General features: G+C 67.2%; 25 protein-coding genes. 8 read left to right on the forward strand and 17 right to left on the reverse strand.

What is annotated here, in order from left to right; translation table 11 throughout:
* Positions 1-16 precede the first annotated feature (16 nt).
* Positions 17-286 (forward strand): metal-sensitive transcriptional regulator, encoded by a 270-nt coding sequence (locus ABZ824_RS00140; RefSeq protein WP_355079796.1) that lies wholly within the window; start codon positions 17-19, stop codon positions 284-286.
* A gap of 42 nt (positions 287-328) precedes the next feature.
* Entirely contained in the window at positions 329-565 is a 237-nt protein-coding gene (locus tag ABZ824_RS00145) for a DUF2892 domain-containing protein (RefSeq protein ID WP_356960733.1), read from the forward strand.
* Positions 566-746: 181 nt separating this feature from the next.
* Here the strand turns inward: ABZ824_RS00145 and ABZ824_RS00150 are convergent, their stop codons facing one another.
* Positions 747-1,523 carry an SDR family oxidoreductase gene (locus ABZ824_RS00150; RefSeq protein WP_356960734.1) on the reverse strand — a complete coding sequence of 259 codons (777 nt, stop codon included), beginning with the start codon at positions 1,521-1,523 and terminating at the stop codon, positions 747-749.
* A 298-nt stretch (positions 1,524-1,821) separates the two neighbouring features.
* Between ABZ824_RS00150 and ABZ824_RS00155 the strand changes: the two genes are divergently transcribed.
* Positions 1,822-4,701, forward strand: a complete 2,880-nt coding sequence (locus ABZ824_RS00155; protein ID WP_356960735.1) for a hypothetical protein — start codon at positions 1,822-1,824, stop codon at positions 4,699-4,701.
* A gap of 50 nt (positions 4,702-4,751) precedes the next feature.
* Here the strand turns inward: ABZ824_RS00155 and ABZ824_RS00160 are convergent, their stop codons facing one another.
* Positions 4,752-5,753, reverse strand: a complete 1,002-nt coding sequence (locus ABZ824_RS00160) for a helix-turn-helix domain-containing protein (RefSeq protein ID WP_356960737.1) — start codon at positions 5,751-5,753, stop codon at positions 4,752-4,754.
* A 141-nt stretch (positions 5,754-5,894) separates the two neighbouring features.
* Between ABZ824_RS00160 and ABZ824_RS00165 the strand changes: the two genes are divergently transcribed.
* Positions 5,895-6,812 carry an NAD-dependent epimerase/dehydratase family protein gene (locus ABZ824_RS00165; RefSeq protein WP_356960738.1) on the forward strand — a complete coding sequence of 306 codons (918 nt, stop codon included), beginning with the start codon at positions 5,895-5,897 and terminating at the stop codon, positions 6,810-6,812.
* Positions 6,813-6,900: 88 nt separating this feature from the next.
* Here ABZ824_RS00165 and ABZ824_RS00170 read toward each other — a convergent pair whose 3' ends face one another.
* Positions 6,901-7,518: a chloramphenicol phosphotransferase gene (locus ABZ824_RS00170; protein WP_356960739.1), complete on the reverse strand. Its 618-nt coding sequence runs from the start codon at positions 7,516-7,518 to the stop codon at positions 6,901-6,903.
* A gap of 37 nt (positions 7,519-7,555) precedes the next feature.
* Entirely contained in the window at positions 7,556-9,781 is a 2,226-nt protein-coding gene (locus ABZ824_RS00175) for a hypothetical protein (RefSeq protein ID WP_356960741.1), read from the reverse strand.
* 456 nt (positions 9,782-10,237) lie between these two features.
* Here ABZ824_RS00175 and ABZ824_RS00180 point away from each other — a divergent pair, with 456 nt between their 5' ends.
* Positions 10,238-10,570: a TfoX/Sxy family protein gene (locus ABZ824_RS00180; protein ID WP_355079783.1), complete on the forward strand. Its 333-nt coding sequence runs from the start codon at positions 10,238-10,240 to the stop codon at positions 10,568-10,570.
* A 6-nt stretch (positions 10,571-10,576) separates the two neighbouring features.
* Here the strand turns inward: ABZ824_RS00180 and ABZ824_RS00185 are convergent, their stop codons facing one another.
* Together ABZ824_RS00185 and ABZ824_RS00190 are read right to left on the reverse strand one after the other, a co-directional pair.
* Positions 10,577-12,280, reverse strand: coding sequence for a metallophosphoesterase (locus ABZ824_RS00185; RefSeq protein ID WP_356960742.1), 1,704 nt, complete (start codon positions 12,278-12,280; stop codon positions 10,577-10,579).
* Between the two features lie 226 nt (positions 12,281-12,506).
* Positions 12,507-13,202 (reverse strand): TetR family transcriptional regulator, encoded by a 696-nt coding sequence (locus ABZ824_RS00190; RefSeq protein WP_356960743.1) that lies wholly within the window; start codon positions 13,200-13,202, stop codon positions 12,507-12,509.
* 100 nt (positions 13,203-13,302) lie between these two features.
* Here ABZ824_RS00190 and ABZ824_RS00195 point away from each other — a divergent pair, with 100 nt between their 5' ends.
* Entirely contained in the window at positions 13,303-13,749 is a 447-nt protein-coding gene (locus tag ABZ824_RS00195; RefSeq protein WP_355079778.1) for a cupin domain-containing protein, read from the forward strand.
* Between the two features lie 139 nt (positions 13,750-13,888).
* On the opposite strand, the gene ABZ824_RS00200 is transcribed toward ABZ824_RS00195, so the two are convergent.
* The 4 genes from ABZ824_RS00200 to ABZ824_RS00215 form a co-directional block, all read right to left on the reverse strand.
* On the reverse strand, positions 13,889-14,287 hold the full coding sequence (locus ABZ824_RS00200; protein WP_356960744.1) for a hypothetical protein: 399 nt from the start codon (positions 14,285-14,287) through the stop codon (positions 13,889-13,891).
* Positions 14,288-14,355: 68 nt separating this feature from the next.
* The gene (locus ABZ824_RS00205; protein WP_356960746.1) at positions 14,356-14,973 is read right to left on the reverse strand and encodes a DUF1109 domain-containing protein; all 618 of its coding nucleotides are present in this window, start codon (positions 14,971-14,973) and stop codon (positions 14,356-14,358) included.
* Between the two features lie 72 nt (positions 14,974-15,045).
* Entirely contained in the window at positions 15,046-16,347 is a 1,302-nt protein-coding gene (locus tag ABZ824_RS00210; RefSeq protein ID WP_356960747.1) for a glycosyltransferase 87 family protein, read from the reverse strand.
* Positions 16,348-16,603: 256 nt separating this feature from the next.
* Positions 16,604-17,326: a TVP38/TMEM64 family protein gene (locus tag ABZ824_RS00215; RefSeq protein WP_356960749.1), complete on the reverse strand. Its 723-nt coding sequence runs from the start codon at positions 17,324-17,326 to the stop codon at positions 16,604-16,606.
* A 251-nt stretch (positions 17,327-17,577) separates the two neighbouring features.
* Here ABZ824_RS00215 and ABZ824_RS00220 point away from each other — a divergent pair, with 251 nt between their 5' ends.
* Complete coding sequence (locus ABZ824_RS00220; RefSeq protein ID WP_356960750.1) at positions 17,578-18,363, forward strand: SMI1/KNR4 family protein; 786 nt, start codon at positions 17,578-17,580, stop codon at positions 18,361-18,363.
* Between the two features lie 18 nt (positions 18,364-18,381).
* Here the strand turns inward: ABZ824_RS00220 and ABZ824_RS00225 are convergent, their stop codons facing one another.
* Entirely contained in the window at positions 18,382-18,783 is a 402-nt protein-coding gene (locus tag ABZ824_RS00225; protein WP_356960752.1) for a PPOX class F420-dependent oxidoreductase, read from the reverse strand.
* Between the two features lie 279 nt (positions 18,784-19,062).
* On the opposite strand from ABZ824_RS00225, the gene ABZ824_RS00230 reads away from it, so the two are divergent.
* On the forward strand, positions 19,063-19,893 hold the full coding sequence (locus ABZ824_RS00230) for a hypothetical protein (RefSeq protein WP_356960753.1): 831 nt from the start codon (positions 19,063-19,065) through the stop codon (positions 19,891-19,893).
* A 281-nt stretch (positions 19,894-20,174) separates the two neighbouring features.
* On the opposite strand, the gene ABZ824_RS00235 is transcribed toward ABZ824_RS00230, so the two are convergent.
* From ABZ824_RS00235 to ABZ824_RS00260, 6 genes are read right to left on the reverse strand one after another with little or no spacing between them, the layout of a single operon-like run.
* A complete protein-coding gene (locus ABZ824_RS00235) occupies positions 20,175-20,474 on the reverse strand; it encodes a gas vesicle protein K (RefSeq protein ID WP_355079762.1) in 300 nt (99 codons plus the stop codon).
* On the reverse strand, positions 20,467-20,682 hold the full coding sequence (locus tag ABZ824_RS00240; protein ID WP_356960754.1) for a gas vesicle protein: 216 nt from the start codon (positions 20,680-20,682) through the stop codon (positions 20,467-20,469). Before ABZ824_RS00240 ends, ABZ824_RS00235 begins: the two co-directional genes overlap by 8 nt.
* Positions 20,679-21,464, reverse strand: coding sequence for a GvpL/GvpF family gas vesicle protein (locus ABZ824_RS00245; RefSeq protein WP_356960756.1), 786 nt, complete (start codon positions 21,462-21,464; stop codon positions 20,679-20,681). Before ABZ824_RS00245 ends, ABZ824_RS00240 begins: the two co-directional genes overlap by 4 nt.
* Complete coding sequence (locus ABZ824_RS00250; protein WP_356960757.1) at positions 21,461-21,844, reverse strand: gas vesicle protein; 384 nt, start codon at positions 21,842-21,844, stop codon at positions 21,461-21,463. The genes ABZ824_RS00245 and ABZ824_RS00250 overlap by 4 nt, the downstream gene beginning before the upstream one ends.
* A complete protein-coding gene (gene gvpO / locus ABZ824_RS00255) occupies positions 21,841-22,164 on the reverse strand; it encodes a gas vesicle protein GvpO (RefSeq protein WP_356960759.1) in 324 nt (107 codons plus the stop codon). The genes ABZ824_RS00250 and gvpO overlap by 4 nt, the downstream gene beginning before the upstream one ends.
* 28 nt (positions 22,165-22,192) lie before the next feature.
* Positions 22,193-22,426, reverse strand: a complete 234-nt coding sequence (locus ABZ824_RS00260) for a gas vesicle protein GvpG (protein WP_356960761.1) — start codon at positions 22,424-22,426, stop codon at positions 22,193-22,195.
* Between the last annotated feature and the right edge of the window lie 3 nt (positions 22,427-22,429).

Genomic DNA, 22,429 nt, shown 5'->3' on the forward strand with positions numbered 1-22,429 from the left:
GAGAAGGAGAAACATCATGGTCGGCGACGAAGACGCCATCGCCTCGGTACTCAATCGGCTGCGCCGCGCGCACGGCCAGCTCGCCGGAGTGATCGCGATGATCGAGCAGGGCCGGGACTGCAAAGACGTGGTCACCCAGCTCGCCGCGGTCTCCAAGGCACTGGACCGAGCGGGTTTCAAGATCGTCGCCACCGGGCTGCGGGAATGCCTCGCGAACCCCGACGCCGAGACCGCCGATCCGATGACGGTGGATCAACTGGAGAAACTGTTCCTTGCCCTCGCGTGACGCACGCGTTCCGCGAGGGCGTGATCTGGAGAAGGATGACCGATGATCGAATCCAGCTGGACAGGTGAATGGACCATCGCACGCCTGGTTCCGCTGCTGGCCGGAACGTTCGTGCTGCTCGGCACCGTACTCGCCGCGACGATCTCGGCGTGGTGGCTGTTGCTTCCCGCCCTGGCCGGGGTCAATCTGCTGCTCTACAGCGCCGTGGGCTGGTGCCCGGCCACCCTGCTCATGCGCCGCGCCGGCATTCCCGCGGGCGCCAGCCCGAATGCGCGCTGACCGACATCGACGCACTCGGCCCCCGCCGAATCGGCGGCGGCCGACCGAGCCTGAGCGGCGCTGAACCGGCCGCGGTTCGCGGGCGGGCCGGGCGTCGGATCGCGTGCGCCCGGACGATTGGGCCCGCCCCGTTCGATCTCGGACGCGTCGGCAATGAGTCGGTGCGGTCGAAGTTTCGCGGTCAGGAAGGCTTCTTCCGACCGGTGTAGGGATTCGCCGGATTCGACGCGACGAACTGTGACCAGGTCTGCGTGCCGTCGGGATGATCCGGGCATGTGTTCAGCCCGGCCCGGAACGTGCTCCCGACTCGTCCCGGAACGGGGAGCGGGACGATACGCCGGGGCCGATGTCGGACACCCTGCCAAACCCGCGCCAACTGTGCCATCGTCAGCACCTCCGGACCGCCGAAGTCGGGTGCCCGGCCGAGCGGCTCGCCCACGGCCAACTCGGCCACCCGCCGCGCCACGTCGGCGGCGGCGACCGGCTGGAAACGAAAGGTCGTGGGCAACGGCGCCACCGGCCATTTCTCGACGGTCCGCAACAGCGCCGCGATCAGCTCGTGAAACTGCGTCGCCCGCAGGATCGTGTGCGGGACGCCGCTGTCGACGACGGCTTGCTCGCAGGCCAGCTTGTTGCGGTAGTACCGGAACGGGATCCGGTCGATCCCGACGATCGACACGTAGAGCAGGTGCCGAACCTCCCGTGCATGCCGCAGCAGGTTCTCGGTTTGCTCGAGGTCCGCGCCACCCGCGCGACGAAAATCCGAAGCCGCGTGCACGATCACTTCGGTTCCCGCCACCGCCTCCGCCACGCCGACACCGGTCCGCAGGTCGCCGGCGTGCGTGCCCGCGCCAGGGCGACGGGACAGTACCCGTACGTCATGGCCCGCTTCCCGCAACCGATCGACCACTTGCCTGCCCAGCGCGCCGGTTCCGCCCGTGACGAGAATCTTGGTCATGGACCACTTCTACCGCCGAAGTCCGCGGGAACGTGCGAGGCCGTCGTCACACGGTGCGTCGCCCACGACATTCGCGGCATGACGTGGCGACCGAACGCCGAATCCGCCTGTCCTCGTCTCATATCGGCGAAAATGATTGCAGGACTGATCTTCTGGTATCGAGCTCCGAACGCTGACGCGGTGGTTGAATCGATGTCGAGGCGAGTGCAGGAGCCTCTACGATCGGGAGAGGGGACCTGATGCCGGTGGGAGGCGTGGCTCGTGGTGGCGCGAACGCGGTAGGACGCGAGGAGCGGTTGTGCGTGCGGGGCTGAGGCGCCGCACCACCCGTGCGGACACCGGATACGGCGCGTTCCTGTCCTACAGCGGCGAGCGGGACCGTGCGGTGCTTCCGCTGGTCCAGAACGCGATCGAGAAGCTGCCACGACCCTGGTACCGCTTCCCGCGAACGCGCATCTTCCTCGACTACAGCGGTGTCCCGATCGGTGCCGAACTGTGGGGCAAGATCGTCGCGGGCCTGTCGCGTTCCGAGTGGCTCGTCGTGGTGGCTTCACCCGAGGCCGCCGGCTCCAAATGGGTGGACCGCGAAATCGAGTGGTGGCTGGCGAATCGGTCTCCCGAGACGATATTGCTGGTCCTCAGTGCCGGGTCCCTGTTCTGGGACGAAGAAGCCGGGGATTGGGACCGGGCGCGCTCGACCGCCCTACCGCCACGCCTGTTCGGTGTTTTCGCGTCCGAACCCGTATACAAAACGCTCAAATGGCGTGCGGACGCGAACGGAGTCCCGCGTCCGGACATCGACGCCATCGCGGTCGGGATCGCCGCGGTGATTCGCGGCGTCTCCGAGGCCGACGTCAAATCCGAGGGTTACCAGCAGACCAAGCGGAACTTGCGCTGGGCGAGAACCGCCATCGGCGCGTTGGTCATCTTGCTCGTCGTGGCGCTGATCGCGGCGGTCGTGGCTCGGGTGCAGAGCAATCGCGCCGAGGAGCAGGCCAAGATCGCCACGGCGCGGCTCATGGCCTCCGTCGCCGACACCAAGATGGCCACGGATGTCCGCGCGGCCCTGCTGCTGGCCGTGGCGGCGTACCGTCTCGACCCGAGTCCACGTCACCATGCCGCCCTGCTGCGCGCGAATCTGGCCAGTCCGAAAGTCGCTCGTTACGTTGCGGCACCTGCGGAGGTCACGGCCTTGCAGAGTAGTGCCGACGGTCGAACCGTCGTTGCCGGGCTCGCCGATGGACAAGTCGTGACATGGGCGCCGGGAGGCTCGGTGACGACCTCGGTCGCGCGTTTGCCCGGCGAGATCCGCTCGCTGGCCGTCGCCGCGGACGGCCGGACGGTTCTCGCCACGGATGGCGCCTCGATCACACTGTGGGGCAGCAACTCCGGTCGGCCGGACTTCGGCGTGCCCGGCGCGAGCGAAGTCGATGTCGTCGCCGTATCCGCGTCCGGGAAGTTCGGTGCGGTCCATCGCAGGCAGACCAAGGCGGCGGAAGGCACCCCGGGGACGGTCGACATCATCGACAATGCCGCTGGACGGGTTCTCTCGTCGCATCCGATCGACCGAGCGGTGACGAGCATGGTGTTCACCGACGACACGGCGTTGCGTCTGCTCGAAACCGACGGCAAGGTACGGCAGATCTCGCTTCGCGGCGGCGCCGACCGGGATCTTTCACCTCTCGACACCGGCAACGCCTGCGGCGACGGCCAATACGTCGGGGAATTGTCGCCCGACGGGTCCTCGTTCGCCTGCGCCGTCTTGCCCGGTATTCCGGCGCCGGTTTTCCGGCTGCGTCCGACTCCGAGCGCTGTGCGCCCGGAGCCCGGATATGTGGGCGTCGCGATGCCGAGGCGATCGGCTCCCGCCGTGCTCAGCCGCTCGGCGCGGATAGCGGCGGTACCCAGTGCCGACGCCGGGTTCTACGTCGGGCCCGTCACCGGCGAGCCGAGGCCTCCTGAGCCGCCACCGCTGATCACCGGTACCGCCGTCGATTTCGACCGGAAGCTACTGCGTTTCCTCGGAACCTCCGAAACGCAGCTGGTTTCGGCGTCCGGGCGACTGATCACCCTGTGGGATCTCGCGCAGCGCGACCGGCTGGCGAAATCCTTTGCGGTGCCGATCGTCAAAGGTTGCAATAATTGTCCGCCCAGCTTGTCGCTGTCCCCGGACGGGCGCACCGCGGTGATCACCGGCCAGGACAAAGATCCGGGAGAATCGGCGCTCAACAGTGACGTGGTGATCATCCAACAGCTCGGGCCGAACCCCTCCCGGCAGCTCTCCATCCCGGGACTATCCGGGAAACTCGCCTGGCGCGCGGATGGCACCATGCTGGCAATCGCCGCGAATCCGGCATCCGGCTACGAGCGACGTGTATCCCCGCCCAAACCCCACGTGGAGACTCCGTTCGAGGTGACGGTCCTGTCCTCGCCACCACCGCAGATCAGCGTCGAGGCGGCCGGTGTGTCGTCCGTATCACCCACCGCTGTTTCTCTCGACAGCAGGGGACGGGCGTATCTGCACGATCTGGCCACCGGCGGCATCAGTTCAGAATTCATCCCGCTGGGCGGCGCGGTCGACACAGACCATGTCGTCGAAGCGGGAATCGACGCGGCCGGAGAGTTCCTGGTCATGCGCGATGCCGAGCACATATCGGTCTATGACTTGGCGCGAGAGCAAAACGCGCACGACATCGACGGCAAGGACGCGCAGTCGGTGTTGTTCGCCGGACGGCATCTGCTGATCCGCCGGAAAGACAGCATCGAGATCTGGGATCGGACCGGCTCGCATCGAGAGCGGACGATCCCCTTCCGCAGTACTCGGAACTCGGCCGCGCAACTCGCCGCCGCTGCGGACGCGAACGTGGTCGTCGCGAAAGACGAGGCAGGCTATCTGACTGTCTTCGCCGCCGACGGCACGAATCTGGGCGAACTCGAGCCTGATTCCGTTTGGCACGTCCCATCCGCCGTCGCCTTGTCCGCTGATGGACGGCATCTCGTGACGGTGAATCCCGGTCCCGCGTTCTCCGGCGGCGTCGATGGGACGCTGATCGAACGGGACATCTCACCGGACGGCCTGATCCGGGCCGCTTGTGCGCATGCTGGTCCGGATCTCACCGGCGCCGAGTGGAACGCCTTGATGGGAGTTGCGCGTCCCGCGCAAGCCCGCTGCCCGTAGGGCGCGTTCGACTGCCGCCGGCGTTTCGCTCAGTCGGCGTGACGGCTCCTTCATGGGCTGGTCCGTCTTCCGGCGCCGACCGCCGTGTCCGTGAAGTCCGGGTGTGCCGGCGACCGGGTGAACGACGCCCGATAGCTGCTCGGTGGCACTCCGACGTGCCGGATCATGTGCTGGCGCAGCGACTCCGCCGAGCCGATGCCGCTGTGCCTGGCCACCTGGTCCATGGGCAGCGTCGTGGATTCCAGTAGCTCCCTGGCGCGTTGCAGGCGCTGGTGCAGCAGCCATTTCTGCGGGCTGAGGCCGGTCTCCTCGTGGAAGCGGCGGGTGAGCGTGCGCACGCTGGTGCGGGCGTGGGCGGCCAGGTCGTCCAGCGACAACGGTAGGTCCAGACGTCGCAGCGCCCAGGCGCGGGTGTCGGCGAGCGTCACGCCGTTCTCGGCGGGCAAGGGCGCGTCCACGAACTGGGCTTGGCCGCCGGGCCGGACCGGGGTGACGACGGCCGTGCGCGCGGCTGCGTTCGCGACGGTCGCGCCGTAGTCGGCGCGGATCAGATGCAGGCACAGGTCGATTCCGGCCGCCGCGCCCGCGGCCGTGGTGATCGGGCCGTCTTCGATGAACAGCGCGTCACTGCGGACCGACACGTCCGGGTGGTTCGCCGCCAGTTCGTCGGCGAGAGCCCAGTGGGTGGTGGCGGTGCGGCCGGACAGCAGGCCCGCTTGCGCCAGCACGAAGGCGCCGCTGCAGATCGAGGTGACGCGCTTGCCCGCGGCCACCGCGCGACGCAGCGCGGTCAGCGTGGCGGCGTCCGCGTCGGCGCGGCTTCCGGTGCTCGGCACGATGACGATGTCCGCCTCCTCGATCGCCGCCAAGCCCCGGGAGACGACCACGTCGAATCCACCAAGCCCTGCGGGCAGCACGCCGGGCACGGCGGTGCACACCACGATGCGGTAGCCGGGCTCGCCGTCGACCATCGCCGCGCCCAGCACCGTTTCCGGCATGGCCAGGTCGAAAGCTTTCACCGGAGGCACCGCGACGACGGCGACAGTCTGCATGGCCTGATCCTTGGGATAGTTGGCAATCCAGCCAGTAGCTTACCTGTCGCCGCACCGGCAGGCTGAGTAGCGCACGACCGGCGAACGGCACCCCGAATGCCGCAGGTCGTGTGGAAACATCTGTCGCAGAAAGGAATACGCATGCCTTCGCATGTCATCGTCGGACGTGGCGCCACCGCTTCGGCCACCGCGGCGCTACTGGCCGGGTCCGGCGACCGGGTACGCATGGTCAGCCGCAGCGGCGCGGGGCCCGAGCACCCGAACATCGAACGAATCGCCCTCGACGCCTCGGACGCGGACGCGCTGACCGCTGTTGCCGAAGGCGCCGAAACCCTGTTCAACATGGCCATGCCCGCGTATCACACCTGGCCGGAGACCATCCCGCCGCTGTTCGGGTCCATTCGCTCCGCCGCCGAGCGGTCCGGTGCGAATTACGTGATGCTCGGCAACCTGTACGGCTACGGTCCCGCCGACGGGCCGGTCACCGAGCAGTCACCGCTGGCGGCCACCGGGCCGAAAGGGCGGGTTCGCGCCCGCATGTGGCGGGAAGCGGAAGAGGCGCACCGGGCGGGCCGAGTGCGCGTCACCGAGGTCAGGGCATCACAATTCATCGGTCCCGGCGCGATCTCGGTGTTCTCGCTCCTCGCACAGCCGAAGATCTCGGCGGGGCAGTTGGCGCTGCTGCCGCAGGAACTCGACCTGCCGCACGCATACACCGCGGTCGGCGACGCGGCGGCGGCAGCGGTCGCCGTCGCCCGCGACGAGCGCGCGTGGGGCAGGCCGTGGCATGCGCCGAGCATCACCGCGACCGCGCGGGAGCTGGCCGGACGATTCGCCGCGGCGGCCGGGGCGCCCGAGCCGCGGCTGGCGGTCATGAGCGATCGCGAACTGACGCTGCTCGGCCTCACCGACCCGTTCTGGCCGGAGTTGTTCGAGACCTACCACATGTCGCACGCGGCCTTCACGGTCGACGACTCGGCCATTCGCGACACCTTCGGCCTGAAGGCATCCGACCCGGACGAGGTGTTCGCACAGGTCGTGCACGCGGCTCGAGCGTGATCCGGACCGCACAGCGTGGCGGCGCGGTGAGGTCGAGATCTTCGCCGACAGATGAGGACCCGCTGGCGGACGCTCGCGCGGACATCGGTCAGGAAGACGTCGCCTTTCCCGCGAACTGCTGTCGTCGCAGGACAATTCTGGCCAGTTCGGCCGGGGTGCCCGTGCTGGTGTCAACGGTCGTGTCGTAAGTGGCGCCGTGTTCGTGCACCAGGTGGAAATGGCCGCGCGCCAAGCCTTTTTTGATGTCGCGTCCGCGCGCCTGTTCACGCCGCTCCGCCACGGCCAGCGGGCAGGTGACGCGCACCAGCTGCACGTCCAGCCCGGCCAGCGCGGCCATCCAGATCGGCAGTAGATCCGCGCTCAGCAACATCTCGTCGATCACCAGGTGGTCCCCGCCGTGGGCGAAGGCGGCGGCCGCGGCGCAGGCGGAACGCAGCATCCGCCGCCCGACCTCGCCGTAGCGGATGACCACCATCGGGCTGCCGTCCGCGTCCCGGCGGCGGTCGTACCAGAATCCCTCTCGGCTGAGCGGACCGTCACGTCCTCCGCCCCAGTTCGGCGGTATGAGCTGGAACAACGTGTCGATGCCCCAGTAGACGAAGGGGATGTCGCTCTCGTCCTGGATGGCTCGCGCCAAGGTCGTCTTACCCGAGCTCGACGTTCCGTTGAGGAAGATGACGCGGCTGGGCGGTTCGACGCTGCGCATCCCGCCACGCTACCGGGTCATGGTCCAGCCCGGCTCGCTACGGATTCCAGGGGTCGAGGCCGCCGTCGGGATCCAGGTGATCGAGGTTGGCGACGCGCCTGGCCGATCGCATCAGGGCTTCACGGTTGATGTCGTTCGGGTTCGCGTAGTACTCCCTGGCCGCTTCCTGGTGCATGGTCGCGACTCGGTGGCCGATCGCCCAACGGGTGTCACGGCCCGCGCCGTCCCACTCGTCCGGGGTGATCGCCGCGCGCAGCGCCCGGTCCGAATGCCAATTCTGCTCGACCCGCTGCACGAACGCCTGATCGATGTTCGCGTTGGGGGCGGGCGCGTTGCTGTGCCGGACGAAGCTGTCGGCGGCGATCACCGCCTGGGCGGCGAAGGCATCGTGCGCCTCGTGGCCGACGTGGTTGTCCACTGCCCACGCCGCCGCGATCGCCTTCTGCAACGGCGCGAAGCTGTACGGGTTCTGCGATGCCGTCGACTCCTGGACGGAGTATGCCGTCAGCGCATTGGTGACCCGCTCGTGGCTCGCGCCGGAGGAGAGCAGGACAGCATGGATGCGGGAATCGGGAACCTTGTTGTCGCGCAATACTTTCAAGGCCCGCGACACGCCGATTTGGGTGTGTATGCCCCCGACCTGCTCGGCCGCGTCGACCGCCACACCACGCCAGTTGGTGCGGGACAGCTGATGCTCGACGTACCCCGCTTCGCGGCTGGCCAGAATCCTTCTGGTGGAGCGTTCGATCGTCCGTCGCGTGCTGGAGAGCGGATTGAACGGATTGACCCGCCCGCCCGCCAGCCAGGCCGTCACCGGCGAGGAGTTGATGGTGTTGAGCGTGGAGAGTGGGGTCACCCATCCCATACCGGGCGCGGACTTCCCACCGCCACCGCCGCCCATGCCGAGGGCGGTGTCGCCGCTGCTCCCGGACTTGCTCGTACTGCCCTGCGTCGCGAGCGCGAATCGGTTGGCGATCCAGTCGTTGCCCCGGCTGAAACCGCTGCTGAGGCGTTTGAGCTGGAGGACTGCGACGATCTCGACGGTGCCCGCGATGATGATCACCGCCATGACCTGTCCGCGCGCCTGCGCGAACAGATTGCCCATGAACAAGACGTAGACCCCGAGGAAGATGGTGTACGCCGTCATTCGTGCCGCCGCGACGAAACTGTCGACGACATTGCGCACCAGGAACGTCTGCGTCGGGCCGTACACGAATCCGCCTGCGGCGAAGCCGAATAGCGACATGAACCCGTGATAGATCGTGTCCAGCGCGGCCTTGATGACCTTCATGCCGAGGTACATCGCGAAGGCCAGCAGGATGCCGCCGCAGACCAACAGCATCAGACCCGTGGCGACCTGCCCCATGGAGGGATTCTCGGCCTTCGCGCGCGCGGCGCTGTCTCCACAGGACTTCAGGCCGCTGATCACCCGGGAGTCGTCACCCGCCGCCACCCCCGACGACCACGCCGATCGGCAGGCGGGCCGCTGGTCCACGGTGTGCCCGAAATTCCACACCTGTAGCGGCTTCCGGGCGAAATTGTCGGCCAGGTCGCTCTGCATCGTCGCCACCAACTGGGTCGGATTCGGGTCGGCGTTCCCGTTCAGACCGGCGGCCACCGAGATCCCGAGATCGCGGCCCTGGGCGAGCAACCCGTGCGAGGACAGCACATCCGCGAGAGGCTCGGCGAGGAACAACGGGCCCAGCAGCGCGACGCCCACCATCGTCACCACCTGCATGGTGGCCTTCGCGTGGTAGCCGCGCGCGATGAACCACGCCACGCAGACCGCGCCGATGGTCGCCGCGGTGACCAGCATGATCGGGGTCGCGATCTGACCGGTGAGCGCGTCGGCCACGCCGTGCAACGCCGCACTGAACATGTCCAGCCACCGGAAGCTCAACGCGTAACCGATCAACCAAATCGCCGTCGTCACGATGGCGATGTAGCCGATGAACTCCAAGCCCAGCACGGCCCACAGAATGGTGGCGCGCGGCTTGAACAGGCTCTCGTCGCCGGTCGCGAATCGGTAGTCCGACAGCGGGATGCCCGACGAGTCGTGGATGTTCATCCAGCTGAGCCCGTCGATGCCGGAAGTTCCGGAAGTGCTGCCCGCCGCGTCTTGGGCGACGGCCAGCGCACCGAGGAAGCCCGGGAACACGAAGAGCGCGAAGAGAGTGAGGGTGGTCCAGATCGCCCGCCGCCGCCAAACGCCCGGCCGAGAACCCGGCCAACAGTTCGGCGCACCGGCGAGCAACGCGGTCACGGCTGTGGGAAACTCGCGGGGGACTCCGATCGAATGCCGCTCGGTCGAACTGAGGCGGACAGTGCGTGATCGCACCGCCTGGGGGCAGATGTGCACGAAAGAGTCCTTCGTCCCGTCTCTGGGGGCGCAGTCGACTGCGAATTCCGAAACGGGTTGCACGCGAACGTCAATGGCAACTCGCCCCCGTCTCACGTCCTGTATTACAGACAGGGACGGAAACATCCGCCTGAACGTCCAATGACATCCAGGCGGCTCGGGAGTGTACGTACGCACCTCGGCCGTCTACTTACGCAGTGCGTCAAATCGACTGGTGTACAGAGCGTTTCAGCGCAACCAGCCGCCTTCGGCGCAGGCCGCGTCATCGGTGTACGCGATATTCGCCCCGGACGGCGACCGGGGGAGGACACGCGGTCGCCGATCGTCCGACTTGTCGTACACCAGGTGAACAATGCCGTCATGGCATACGACGAGGAGCTGGCCGAGCGAATCCGGGAACTGATCGCACCCGGCCCCGAACTCACCGAGCGGAAGATGTTCGGCGGCCTGGCCTTCTTGATCGGCGGCAATATGGCGGTGGCCGCCAGCAGGCAGGGCGGTCTGCTGGTGCGGGTCGATCCCGACGAGGGCGAGCGGCTCCTCGGTGACACGGTGGAGCCAATGGTCATGGGCGGGCGCGAAATGGTCGGCTGGCTGCGGGTCACCGCCGTCGACGACGACGAAGTACTGCGGGAATGGGTCGAGCGCGGCGTCGCCTACGCCCGGACCCTCCCACCCAAAACGAAGAAGTAGCCCCGCTCAGGCCCTGACCTGCCGCCGGAACAGCACACGGTCGAATTCGCGTCCGTACTCGTCGACCGCGACCACGTCCATCTCGCTGGCGAACACGCCCGGCCGGACGTCGACGCGCAGGAACGAGTAATTCCGGAAGCGGACCCGCGACCACGGCGCGGCTTCGTCCTGCTTACCGCCGCCCGGGGTCCACACGTAACTGTTCGGCACCGAGGTGTCGGCCAGCTCGCTGCCGCGGAAGGTTTCCCGCGACCCGGGCTGGAATTCGTAGCGCGGGCGTCCGCCGCCGCCCACGGTGTAGTACACGGTGCCGTCGGTCTCCGGGTAGACGATCGAGTTGTCGCCCGCGACCTTCGTCGCCTGCCCGCCACGCAGCGGATCGGTGCGCTCGTAGACGTGATTGTGACCCTGCAACACCAGGTCGACTTGGTAGCGGTCGAAAAGCCCGACCCACGCGTCGCGCACACCGCCGTCGCTGGCGTGCGATTCGGTGGTCGAATACGCGCAGTGGTGGAAGAAGCAGACGATGAAATCGATGTCGGGGTCGGCGCGGTGGGCGGCCAGGGTGCGTTCCACCCAACTCGTCTGTGCCCCGCTGGAGTAGCCGCTGTTCGCCCGGATCTCGTAGGAGACGTCGTTGGCGTCCAGCGAGAGCACCGCGACATTGCCGTAGGTGAACGTGTACGCCGACGGGCAGCCCGCCGGACCGTTGCCGGGGAAGTCCAGGCGCGCCAGATGCCCGCCGTAGCCGTGGTCTCCGTAGGTCGCCTCCATATCGTGGTTGCCGGTGGCGAACATCCACGGTGTCTGGGCGGCGCTGGGCTCGATGGCGTTGAAGTAGACGTCCCAGACGTAGGGGTTGTACTTGTCGAAACCGCTCGCCTGCTGCGCTCCGTGCGCCGCGAACTGCCCCGGCTTGCCCGCGCCGGACGGGTCGGCGTAGGCGATGTCGCCTGCGAGGATGTGGAAGTCCGGCCGCGCGGCGGCGATCTGGCGCAGCACGTTGCTCGCGTGCGGCGCGGCCGGATCGTTGTCGGCCTTGTAGTACTTGTCGTCGTAGTCGCCGGGAGCGACGCCCTCCGGCAGCGCGGGCGTTTCGTCGGTGCCCTGATCGCCCATCATGGTGAACCGGAACGGAAGGACCGCGGGGCGTGCGCTGGGCATCGCGGGTGCGGCGGCGCGGATGTCGCCGACGAATCCGTCGGAGGTCCGCCAGCGATAGAAGTGCGGCACCCGTTCGGGCAGGCCGTCCACCGGTGCGTGGACGTAGAACTGTTCGGCCGCGAGCACGCCGCCGTCGGCGGTGGGCAGCTGGGTGAGCAGGTTGCGCACCTCGGCTTGGACCGTCGCGCCCAACGCCGGTGTCGGTCCGTGGTCGAGATACACCGTGGCGCCCGCCGGACGCCGCGAGAGCTGCGCCGCGAAACGCAACTGGCTGGCCGCGTCCGGCCCGAAGGCGACGCGCCGTCCACCCACCGCGAGCTGGGCCTCGTCGGCGTAGGCGCGCTTGCCGAACGGCGTCGTGCCGACGGCGGCCACCGCTGCCGCCGCGGCGGCGCCGCGCAGCACGTTGCGCCGCGACACAGGGCGACGGCGCAGGTAGGCGCGGTGCCATTCGTGCTGCTCGGGCATGGTCATGTGGGCAGCGAGATGGCCGGGAATTCCGGTGTCCGGAATGTCGCCTGCTGGATTCAGCGGTGTGGACGGCATACCGCAGATGCTGTACCGGCACGGCGCACGGAGCAACTCGACATCGCACCGCACGCGGGAATACCTCGTGAACAGACGGTTTCGCCGTTCGGGTTTGTTCCATTTGTCGGAAATGTGTGAAATACGTAATACCCGAACGTATTTCAGCGGCGACCCGCCTGGGTTTCGAGTCGGATGGTCGACGGCCAACGGTCCGCGCTTCTCGGCAGGGTTGCGGCCGACGCGTCTACGCCGACGGCCGATCCGTCGCGTCCGACGACTGTTCTGTATCCGTGGAAGTGCCGGGGGAGAACGGGAAGACCAGCGAAGCGCTCCACGGGAACCCCGGCGCACCCGGCCGCGTGGACCCGGCGGCGGCCGCCAGCGGTTCGTTGTTGCCGGTCAGCCTGCGGACAGTGCGCTCCATCGCGGGCAGGATCTCGGCGATATCGAGATCGGCGTTCGCGAAACGGCCGATCAGCGCGTAGATCATGTTGGTCAGCACGAGCGCGATGTCGGCGGTGTAGTCGGGATCGACATCGGCCAGCAGGGCGCTCGCGGCGGGCAGCACGGCGTCGAAGCCTTGCGCGTCGAGTCGCCGGCCGCCGGGGCCGGACCGCGCGCGATAGTAGGCCTCGAGCATCCGGGGATTCCGTTCCCACGGCTCGAACACGTAACGCATCAACCGCACCAGGCCGTCGGCCAGCGTCTCGCCCTCGACGGACGGGGCAGGGGCGGCGTAGGTGTTGGTCGCCATCCATTGCTCGACGGCGGCGAGCATCAGATCGTCGCGGGTGGGGTACCGCTTGTAGACCGTGGCCAGCGAGACGTGCGCGTTGCGGGCGACCGCACGCAGTTGGACCGCGTCGTAGCCGTGCGATTCGAGCATCGACACGACGGCGTCGATGATCTTCGCCGTCGAATCTTCGTCTGTCCGGGCCACGTACGTACGGTAATCCAGGATCGCGGCGCGGGTGCTCGTCACCACGGCGGCGTTGAGCGAACGCGTGTTCCGATACCGCCGCCGTGGCTAAGCTGCCAGGATGACGCTCTTTCTCCGCGTCGCCGCAGTGCCGGTTGCGCTCGCCGGTGCGCTGGTGAGCGCGGCGCCCGCCGAAGCAACGCCCGGTAGCGACATCACCGCCGTCACCCTCGGCCAGGCGCAGATTCCCGCCGGGCTGGTGCCATTCGTCGCGGGCACCGATCTGGTTGTTCGCGAGATCACCATCGGCCCCGGCGGCTCCACCGGTTGGCACTACCATCTCGGTCCGGTCTTCGGTTTCGTCCGCTCGGGCACGCTCACCCACCCCGGACCCGACTGCGACGCTCCGGTCTTCCGGACCGGCGAGTTCATCTACGAGCCCGCGGGTGAATGGAACGTGCACATCGGCCGGAACCTCGGCGCGGAGCCGCTCGTCCTCGACGTCGTCTACGCCCCGCCCACGGGCGAACCGCTGTTCGTCGACGCACCCGCCCCGGCCTGCGCATAGGGCCGTTCGGTCGCATGGGCGGTGGTTGCCGAGCCCGATGGCGTCCGGATGTCGGCGGTCGCTGTCGGGCGATCCGGCGGCGCGGGCACCGTAACGGTATCGGCATCATGCAGGAATTCGACCGGTGTCGGTCCTAGGGTCACCGACCGGCGGCACGGGTCGGTGCCCCGAGTAGCCAGCGCCAACGTGGCAGTTCGGTGATTGCCGTGACGACCGTCAACGTGGTGACGGCGACGGCCGCCCACGCCGGCCATATGGCCCAGGACGCGAGTACGGCGGCGGCGAGTTGGAGGACGACGAGACCGATGGTGACTATGCCGGGGACCGGGATGAGGACCTGTCTTTTGTCGCCAGGGGTGGCGAAGAGGGTCGGCAGCCCGATGAGCAGGACCAATGTCGCGACCGCGAGCGCGACCGAGTGATCGGCCAGTGCCCATGGGGTGGCGATCCAGGCAATCAGTTCGGTGGTGAACCGCAGAATCGAGGCAATACGTCCCTGGCCGGTGAGGTTCGGCGAGGTGATGGGCCGAGTGGACATGACGGACAGCGTGTCATACCAGCTGGTCTGGAACGCTCGATGCTCCCAGTGGTGAGCAGGCGGCGGCGTCAGCTACGCCACACAGCAGTGAACTCATACCACGGGCCACCGAGGTGAGTTGCGGTGAAGTCGTCGAATCCAGCCGGTGTGCCATGAGGTGAGTATGCCCACCCACTGCTCACCGTGAGCCCGAGCCCGCCACCCTCGATGAAGTAGACGGTTCCGTCCGGGTCCTTCCTTACATAGCTGATGTCGAACCGGCCGATTTCGAAATGGGAGCGTGAAGATTCCGAACTCGCCTGTAGGTCAAGGGCCACCTGCTCGAACTGCGGACGGGTGTCTTCGAACGACGGGCGGGGCAGGAGCGCGACTGTCCCTGCAACAGTGAGAATCATCGCGGGGGCAGCCGCGATCCACCATGACCATGTCCGGTCCCTACCTACGACATACAGCGTTCGGACCGCCCATACCGCACCGCAGATGAGGAGCACGAGTACGGCCGCAGCGCCGGACAACAGCGGATCAACCCAGGCGAAGGAGCCGTAGCGCGACGGCCACCAGTCGTAGTAGACGCACACCAACACAACGACTGGAAGGAAGGTGAATGCCAGGTGGATCGGCCCCGGAGCCCTGTTCGGCTTATCCTGGTCGATCAATGCCCGGACAAGTGGCTCCCGGTCGCTCACCGGACCAAAAGTACCGCGCCGCGGCGGTCTTGAACACCAGCACAGGGACGATCGGGGATTCTCGAACGTGCCCTAGTTGTGGCTCGAGATCGGGATCGGCGGCTGTGTGCCGACGGTATTCCGGGCTCGGCGCGACCGGAGCCAACAGGCGAGGACAGCGATCACCACCGCGAGATAGACCGCCGGCGCAACACCGCAGACGACAGCCCGGCACCACTGCGGCATTCGTTCCACTGCGGCGTTCATGGCCGGGACGTAACTCGGTGCGCCGGTGAGGTCGAGTCGTTCGATCTCGGCGAAAACGACGGTGGTGAACCACATCGAGGCGGCGGCGGCACTCGTCGCTGTGGCCGCCGCAAGAACTGTTCGGATAGCGGAACGTTCGCGAATCGCATAGTGCGACAGCAGAATCAGCAGCGGCACGAACCATACCCAGTGATGTCCCCATGCCAGTGGCGGGATCGCGCAGCCGATCAGTCCTGTCACGACCAACCCGAGCAGTTCCTGGCGCAGTCGGTGGGCCGCCCACGCGGCGGCGAAACCGATTGCCGCCGTGATCGATACGCACAGCAGCCATATCCAGGTAGGCACCGCGGCCGGTGCCCAGATGTTCGCCATGACCCCGTTGACCGATTGGTTGCCCGGATGAGTCACCGGCCCGATCCGATCGGTATCGCGCACCGCGTGCAACCAATACTCACGGGAGTCGGACGGCGCGACCAGCCAGGCGAACAGCACGGTAGCCGCCGTGGTCGTCAGTGCCGTGGTCGCGGCACGCCACTGCCGCGTGATGATCAGATACGGGACGAAGACGATCGCGGTCAATTTCACGCCTGTCGCTACCCCGACCGACCACCCACGCAAACGGGCGGATGTGGGCCGCGTCAGATCCCACACGATGATCGCCATGAGCACCAGATTCACCTGGCCCTGCCACAACGTCCCGCGTACCGCCTCGATATCCACCGCGACCGCCGCCAAGCCGAGGCAGAACACGGCAAGGCGCGCATCGCCGCGATAGCCGAGCACCCGCCAGCATCGCCAGATGGTGGCCCACAAGGCGAAACAGGTTATCGCGAATACTGCGACCCGCGCCGTGCCGAACGAGTGCAGCGCCAGCGGAATGAAACACATCGCCGCGAAGGGCGGATAGGTGAACCAACCACCGGGAGGCACCGGCGCGGCATACAGCGCATCCCGATGCAACAGCTGCAACGCGCCGCTGCGGTAGATCTCCAGATCGCCCTGATTGACCAGCAATCCGAATTGCGGAGCCGCCCACAACGGGACCAGCACCGCCTGCACGATCAGCGCGCAAACGCCGCCCGCGAGCGCGAGCGCCGCCCAGCGAGTCGACACCGCGATTTCATCCACACCGGCACTGCGCAAGCCGCACCCCCGGATCGTCGGCCGGAACGAAACCTTCGCGACAAACGCTAGCAAGCACGCCGACCGCTTCGCAGTAGCACGCGCTTCGAGTCATCGGGGTCGCGTATCCGGAAGCGGCGCTTGCCGTCTCGCGTCAGCGATCGGGGCAGGCGGTGATGGACGTAATCGCGGTGTCCGAGCCGGGTTCGACCGGTACGGCCACATCTAGATCGCACAGTCGGCGCAGGTAGATCTACTTGTCCTAGTCGCCGCAGCGATCCGGCGCAGCTTCTGGCTCGCGGTTCGCGCCGCTACGCCAGCTGCGGTATCCGCGGTGCGCGGCGAAAGTTCCGATGATCGCGGTGGCGCACCAGACCGCGATGGCGGTGTAGGCGAGCGGGGCCGACAGGTCGCCGATCGATGCGCCGAGAGCGGTGTAGACGAATGCCCGTGGAGCCGAGCCGATGAACGCGCCCACGGCCATCTGCCACAGCGGGACTCCGAACGCGCCGAATACATACGACGCCAGTGCATCCGAGATGCCAGGGACGAAGCGCTGGCCGACGACGGCCCACAAGCCGCGCCGCTCGATCTGGGCGTCGATGCGCTCGGCACGCTGCGCGCCGAGCAACTCGCGCGCGCTTTCGCGGCCTGCCCGCCGCCCGAGGAAACTGGTGATGGTCGCCGTGCCCACCGCCGAGCCCAGCGTCACGAACGTCCCGACCAGCGGCCCGAACAGCAGGCCGCTCCCGGCGGCCAGCATCGGGCCGGGCACGAAGATCGCGCCGAGCACCGCCGAGGCCACCAGGTAGGCGAAGGGTGCCGCAGGACCGGTCGCCGCGATCGCGTCGCGCACGCCCTCGATGTCGACCACTCCCGCGACGGCGACCAGATAGAACATCCCGACCAGGAACACCACGAACAGCGACAGCCGCACAATATGCCGCCGTCGACCGGTGGGGAAGGATCCGTCGTTGTCCGTCATGCTGCCCGCAATCCTGCCTCGAGCCGGCCGGACGCTCGTATCGAGGTTGTCTGTGCGTCCGCCGCCGGAGTCGGATGTCGGGTGGTTCATGGCATCGGGTCGGGGTGCCGCCCGTCAGCGCACCGATCAACCTCGGCGGCGGCATCAACGAACCGGGCGTGCGAGAGAGCAGCGTGTTGGAGATATACAACGGTGAGCGGTTTCTCGGCTTTGATTGCACGACTTGCCTACTGCGTCGGTAGGTTCGCGGCATGCACCCGCTTGTAGTGCGACTCGACCAATGGCTCTTGGCGAACAGACCCGCCTATCATGCCGGACTGATGCCCGGCGCTTCGGCTGCCGACATCGATGAGGTCGCACGGCGTGTCGGTGGCAGGCTCCCTCCGCTGCTTCGGGATCTCCTCACCTGGCGTGACGGACAGAGTGAGGATTACTTCGGGAGTCTCGAGTTCTACTGGTCGCTGATGCCGGCTGGAGGCATCGCCTCCACCATGGACGAGATGGCGTGGATCGCAGCGAACGAAGGTCTCGACGATCTGGAGTGGAGTGCCGATTGGGTGCCGTTCCTGCAAAATCCATTCGGCGACTACATGTGCATCGACTTGCAGGGCGCTTTCGGCGGCAGACCCGGACAGCTCGTGAAGTACGGCCACGACGATGAGTTCCGCAACATCATCTGTCCGTCTCTCGAAGCATGGCTGGGAACCCTAGTTGCCGCGTTCGAGGCAGGCATGTTCGAAAGTGAACACGAGGCACGTGATGGCCGCTTCGACCCTGTTGATTGGAAAGCCTATGAGGCGTTCGTCGCCGAACGCCACCCTGGCTACCCCATCGAAGTATGTTTATCCGATTCCCGCCGCGACAGCCGGTCCGATCGCGGCGAGGAATTCCACAGAGAAGAACTAGTCCATGCCGTCGACCCGGACCGGCTGCGTGCTGCGTTGCGACACAACGGCCTGATCAACGAGGTCGTCGATGGCGCATTCGCCCGATTGGCCGAGATACGAACCGATCGCGAAACAACCGGGGAAGAATGACCAGGGCAGATCTCGAATTCAGTTGTCGGGCGTGCGACTGCTGAAATCGAAGGAGCCGCCGTCGATGCCCCAGGAGATGATCCGTTCGGGATGGATCCGAATGACCGCGCGTTCCTGGGGAGGGAACGGCGGCTCCTGGTCGTCGAGCGCCTCGGCCGTGCCGCGCACCTCGATGCCGCGAATAACATACGGCTCCAACGAGACCTGCTGGTCGACGACAAACGACACCCGACTGCCCGCCTCGACATTGCGGTACTTACGGCTGGTGCGCATGCGCATACCGCCGATGTCGATGGTGCCGTCGGCATTCACCCGATAGCTGGTCGGGTTGTTCTGCACAACACCGTCGGGCGATACCGTGGCCAGCCGACCGATCCCGGCCTCCGCGAGGAACTGTTGCTCATTCGGAGTGAAAGTCACCGATGAAGCGTAGCGGGACGCCTCGGCTACCCCATACCACCGACGGGGACGTGGTCGCACCCCAGTCGAGACGTGTCGTGGATCGCGGGGGAGGGTAGCCAGGGGCGAGGCCGAAGTAATCGCGCTGTACTTCGATTGTCGCCTTGTTGAGGACGGCTGCCGTGCTTCGGCAGAATGCCTGTCGGCAAACAAGGAAGCTGTAGTCGGTTGTTCGTTGCGAACTCCGAACCGGGGTGTAAGCAGGGGGATTCGGTGGTCAGAGGCGGTCCGACGCGCGGCATGATGGTTCGGTTCCGAGCCTATCGGGAGTACGAGGAGCGCAAGGCCGAGGCCAACAATGCAATGATGGCGCTCCTCGCCGGAGCCCAGTTGTCGGCGCACCTGCTGCGGCTGACCGAAGGGTCGGATCGGTTGCTACCCGAGGTCTTTCCAGCTGTCGATCACATTCAGCGGTTCAATCTGAAGTCCGACGACGCCCGCCTGATCCTGCTCGCCGCCGACGCGCATCTCGGCAAGATGGCTGTCCCGTACGTCTTGTCCCTGCATGAGGACTACATGAGGACGTGCATCGAACTGCTGGCCGAGAACAAGTTGTGCTCCAAGGCTCTTGCCAAAGGAAATTTGGTCAGCTTGCATCCGGATTTCGAGCGCACGACCGGCCATGCGTTCGACACGGACATGATGTCGTACATGACGGTGCTGAGACTGATGCGCAACTCGGTGATCCACAACGGCGGCACGGTGACACAGGCCCTCGGCGATGAACTGGCCAAGTGGACTTCTTCGCAGGAGAAAGGTTGGTTCGACCTGGCTAAACGCAACCCGCGAACGCTGCGACTCGGTGACCGCATCGACTTCGGACACGGCGAGATGATCGCCGCTCTGGCCATCACCAAGCGTCTCGATCGAGAGACCAATCTCGGCTTGCAGGCTGCCCTCCCCAGAAGCTGCTGGGCAGCGTTGGTGGTCGACGAGATCATTGCCGACCAGCCTATGGTGCTGCGTGACGTCAGAGTCGCCCTGCGAAAGGCGCGGGGAGTCGCGCGGCATCACTACGGTGTCATCGGGCTGACGGATGTCGAGCTCAGCGCCGAGATTGCGGCCAGATAGCAACGGTTGGCGGCCGTAAGGCCGCCAACCGAGTTAACAAAGCGGGGCTCTACTCTTGAGCTATCGGCTGCAGCCGACCGGGGCGTGAATCCCGGATCTCCGCGCTTCTGTGGAAACCCCGGTCATGAACCGGCAGGGCCGAAACCCAGGCTCCCTGCGCACCGGAGCGCGCCCCCAAACTCTACCAGAACACGCGATCCGGCCGCCGATCAACATCAACGGCACATGGCTGTGGCGTTTGCCGAGAAGACCTCTCGCTCATGTGCCGTTGATCTTGATGTTCAGGGTGGGTCGCGGGGGAGGAGGGTGCCGAGGGGGCCCAGGTCGATGTTGAGGTCTTCGGGGGTGAGGCCGAAGTGGTCGCGGAGTTCTTCCATGCGTTGCTCGAGGAGCATGAGGGTGGTGCCGATGCGTTCTATCTGGGTGTCGGTGAGGTCACCCGCGTCTACGCGGCGGAGTGCTTGGCGTTCCATGAGCTGGCGGAGGAGCTCGACCAAGGTGAGGACGAGGCTGACCAGGCCGCGCTCGACGGATTCCGGGTCGGTGTCGATACGCGGTGGGATGCCGCCGAATTCAGTCATCGCCGGGTGCCTCCAGCGCGTGCAGCGGTCCGGAGAGGGTGCTGATCGAGGAGATCAGCGCCCGCAGCGAGATCTGGACCAGGTCGACGTCCGCGATGGCGAGCTTGATGTCGCCGGAGATCACCACGCCGCCGGCCAGCACCCGATCCAGCAGATCGACCAACGAGACCCTGCGCTCGTCGTCGACCTCAGGTGTGGCGCGGCTCATGCCGGTTCTCGTTCCACGCCCGCGAACGAATACGGCGGCCACGGGCCGGTGAGTTCGAGGCGGATGCCAGGGAATTCGTCGCCGAGCGCCGTGACGATGGTGGCGAAGTCGTCGGTGCGGTCGTCGTCCACGAGGTAGGTCCCGTTGAGCACCAACCAATCACGACGGCCACTCAGTGCCGGGTCGGTCAGCGCCTGACGTCGCCCCGCCGCCGCGTGCTGGAGCAGGCGGGTGTGGATCTCCTCGGCGCGCTGGGCCGCGTCGCGTTCGATGGTTTCCTGCGCGGACAGTTGCGCCCGGCGCCGGGCCAGATACGCGGCTCCCGCGCCTTTGCCTTCGCTCGCGGTGCGGGACTCGGCCACGGCGGCGGTCAGGGCGGCGCGGTCGCCGTAGGCCTTCACGCCCCACTCGGTGCGGCCGCTCACCAGCTCCAGCGCGGCGGCGAAATCCGCTCGTCGCTCGGCCAGCAGGTCGCGTACCCGGTCGTCGTCGAGGAAGACGGTGGCCAGCCGCAGCGGGACGGTCGGGCCTCGTCGCACCAGGGTCGATACGACGGCGTCGTGCGCACGGGCCGTCCCTTCCAGCCAATCGAGGTCCTCCAGATGCGCCCGCAGCGGCTGCTCCCCGAACACCTCGAGCGGCACCGAGCCGACGATCGCCGTCAGCCCGTCCACGACCACCGTTCGCACCGGCTCGCCCGCGACTCCGGTCAGCTCGCCCAGCTCCTCGCCGCCGCAGCCGGGCGTCACCGCGTACAGCCAGACCCCGAGGCCCTCCGTCACGACCGCTCTTCCCTCGGTTGGCGGCGACGCTCGATGCGTTGCGGTTGTTCCTTCGCGCTCTCCAGTTCCGCGATCCGGTCGCGGAGCTTCTGATTCTCGAGTTCGAGATCGTGATCCTGCCGCTCCAGCGTGCGGGCCTTGCTGTTGAGCCAGGGATCGGTCTCCCACCAATCGATGCCCACCGACTTGGCGGTCTCCAAGGACGCGATCACCAGCCGCAGCTTGATCGTGAGGAGTTCGATGTCGAGCAGGTTCACCTGGATGTCGCCAGCGATCACCAAGCCCTTGTCGAGCACTCGCTCGAGTATGTCGGCGAGGTTCGTCGACGAATGTCCGCTGTACGGCTGCGGTGCGGACGATCCGCCGGGCACCACCGTCATGACCGAGCCCTTCCGATGTCGGTGCTGCCGCGCCCGTAGCGCCTGGTTCTGCGGTAGGCCAGGAGGTTCCCGTCGAGATCGATCTCGACCTCGTAGAGCGCGAGGATGTCCGCCGACGACGGGATCCGGCGGTCCTCGAGCACCTCGATCTCCACCTGCCAGCCGTCCTCCGTCGGTTCCATCGAGGTGACGCCCTGCACCTCTTTCGACGTCAGTTCGACGAGGTTTTCCACCGCCATGGCGGCGGCCTGCGCCGGGGTGCTGGGAGGTGGTTCGTCGGCGGCCGGGTCGACGTCCTCGGAAGTTGTCTTGCGGGCCACGCGCATCACTCCTTCCGGTCGACCGCGGTCACGCCCGACGGCCGGTCATGCGATCCAGGACCGCCTGCTGCGCTTGTTTGCGTTCCTCCTCGGACAGCTGACCGGCTGCCGCGGCCGCATCGATCTCCTCGAGTTCCCGCCGCATGACGGCGGGATCTCGCATCTTCTGGTCCACCTGGTCCTGAATCAGTTCGCCCAGCCAGATCACGCCGCGGACCGGGGCGACGGGCAACGTCAGGATTGATGTGAGCACACCGAACATGCC

The organism is Nocardia sp. NPDC047038 (assembly GCF_040644075.1).
Taxonomy (GTDB): Bacteria; Actinomycetota; Actinomycetes; order Mycobacteriales; family Mycobacteriaceae; genus Nocardia; species Nocardia sichangensis.

What these genes read in the sequence shown, in the direction of transcription:
- ABZ824_RS00150 (WP_356960734.1), bottom strand. Translation starts at nt 1,523, where the DNA reads ATGACCAAGATTCTCGTCACGGGCGGAACCGGCGCGCTGGGCAGGCAA.
- ABZ824_RS00200 (WP_356960744.1), bottom strand. Translation starts at nt 14,287, where the DNA reads ATGTCCACTCGGCCCATCACCTCGCCGAACCTCACCGGCCAGGGACGT.
- ABZ824_RS00250 (WP_356960757.1), bottom strand. Translation starts at nt 21,844, where the DNA reads ATGACGGTGGTGCCCGGCGGATCGTCCGCACCGCAGCCGTACAGCGGA.
- ABZ824_RS00180 (WP_355079783.1), top strand. Translation starts at nt 10,238, where the DNA reads ATGGCATACGACGAGGAGCTGGCCGAGCGAATCCGGGAACTGATCGCA.
- ABZ824_RS00185 (WP_356960742.1), bottom strand. Translation starts at nt 12,280, where the DNA reads ATGCCGTCCACACCGCTGAATCCAGCAGGCGACATTCCGGACACCGGA.
- ABZ824_RS00240 (WP_356960754.1), bottom strand. Translation starts at nt 20,682, where the DNA reads ATGAGCCGCGCCACACCTGAGGTCGACGACGAGCGCAGGGTCTCGTTG.
- ABZ824_RS00220 (WP_356960750.1), top strand. Translation starts at nt 17,578, where the DNA reads ATGCACCCGCTTGTAGTGCGACTCGACCAATGGCTCTTGGCGAACAGA.
- ABZ824_RS00235 (WP_355079762.1), bottom strand. Translation starts at nt 20,474, where the DNA reads ATGACTGAATTCGGCGGCATCCCACCGCGTATCGACACCGACCCGGAA.
- ABZ824_RS00195 (WP_355079778.1), top strand. Translation starts at nt 13,303, where the DNA reads ATGACGCTCTTTCTCCGCGTCGCCGCAGTGCCGGTTGCGCTCGCCGGT.
- ABZ824_RS00160 (WP_356960737.1), bottom strand. Translation starts at nt 5,753, where the DNA reads ATGCAGACTGTCGCCGTCGTCGCGGTGCCTCCGGTGAAAGCTTTCGAC.
- ABZ824_RS00260 (WP_356960761.1), bottom strand. Translation starts at nt 22,426, where the DNA reads ATGTTCGGTGTGCTCACATCAATCCTGACGTTGCCCGTCGCCCCGGTC.
- ABZ824_RS00170 (WP_356960739.1), bottom strand. Translation starts at nt 7,518, where the DNA reads ATGCGCAGCGTCGAACCGCCCAGCCGCGTCATCTTCCTCAACGGAACG.
- ABZ824_RS00140 (WP_355079796.1), top strand. Translation starts at nt 17, where the DNA reads ATGGTCGGCGACGAAGACGCCATCGCCTCGGTACTCAATCGGCTGCGC.
- ABZ824_RS00165 (WP_356960738.1), top strand. Translation starts at nt 5,895, where the DNA reads ATGCCTTCGCATGTCATCGTCGGACGTGGCGCCACCGCTTCGGCCACC.
- ABZ824_RS00215 (WP_356960749.1), bottom strand. Translation starts at nt 17,326, where the DNA reads ATGACGGACAACGACGGATCCTTCCCCACCGGTCGACGGCGGCATATT.
- ABZ824_RS00230 (WP_356960753.1), top strand. Translation starts at nt 19,063, where the DNA reads ATGATGGTTCGGTTCCGAGCCTATCGGGAGTACGAGGAGCGCAAGGCC.
- ABZ824_RS00145 (WP_356960733.1), top strand. Translation starts at nt 329, where the DNA reads ATGATCGAATCCAGCTGGACAGGTGAATGGACCATCGCACGCCTGGTT.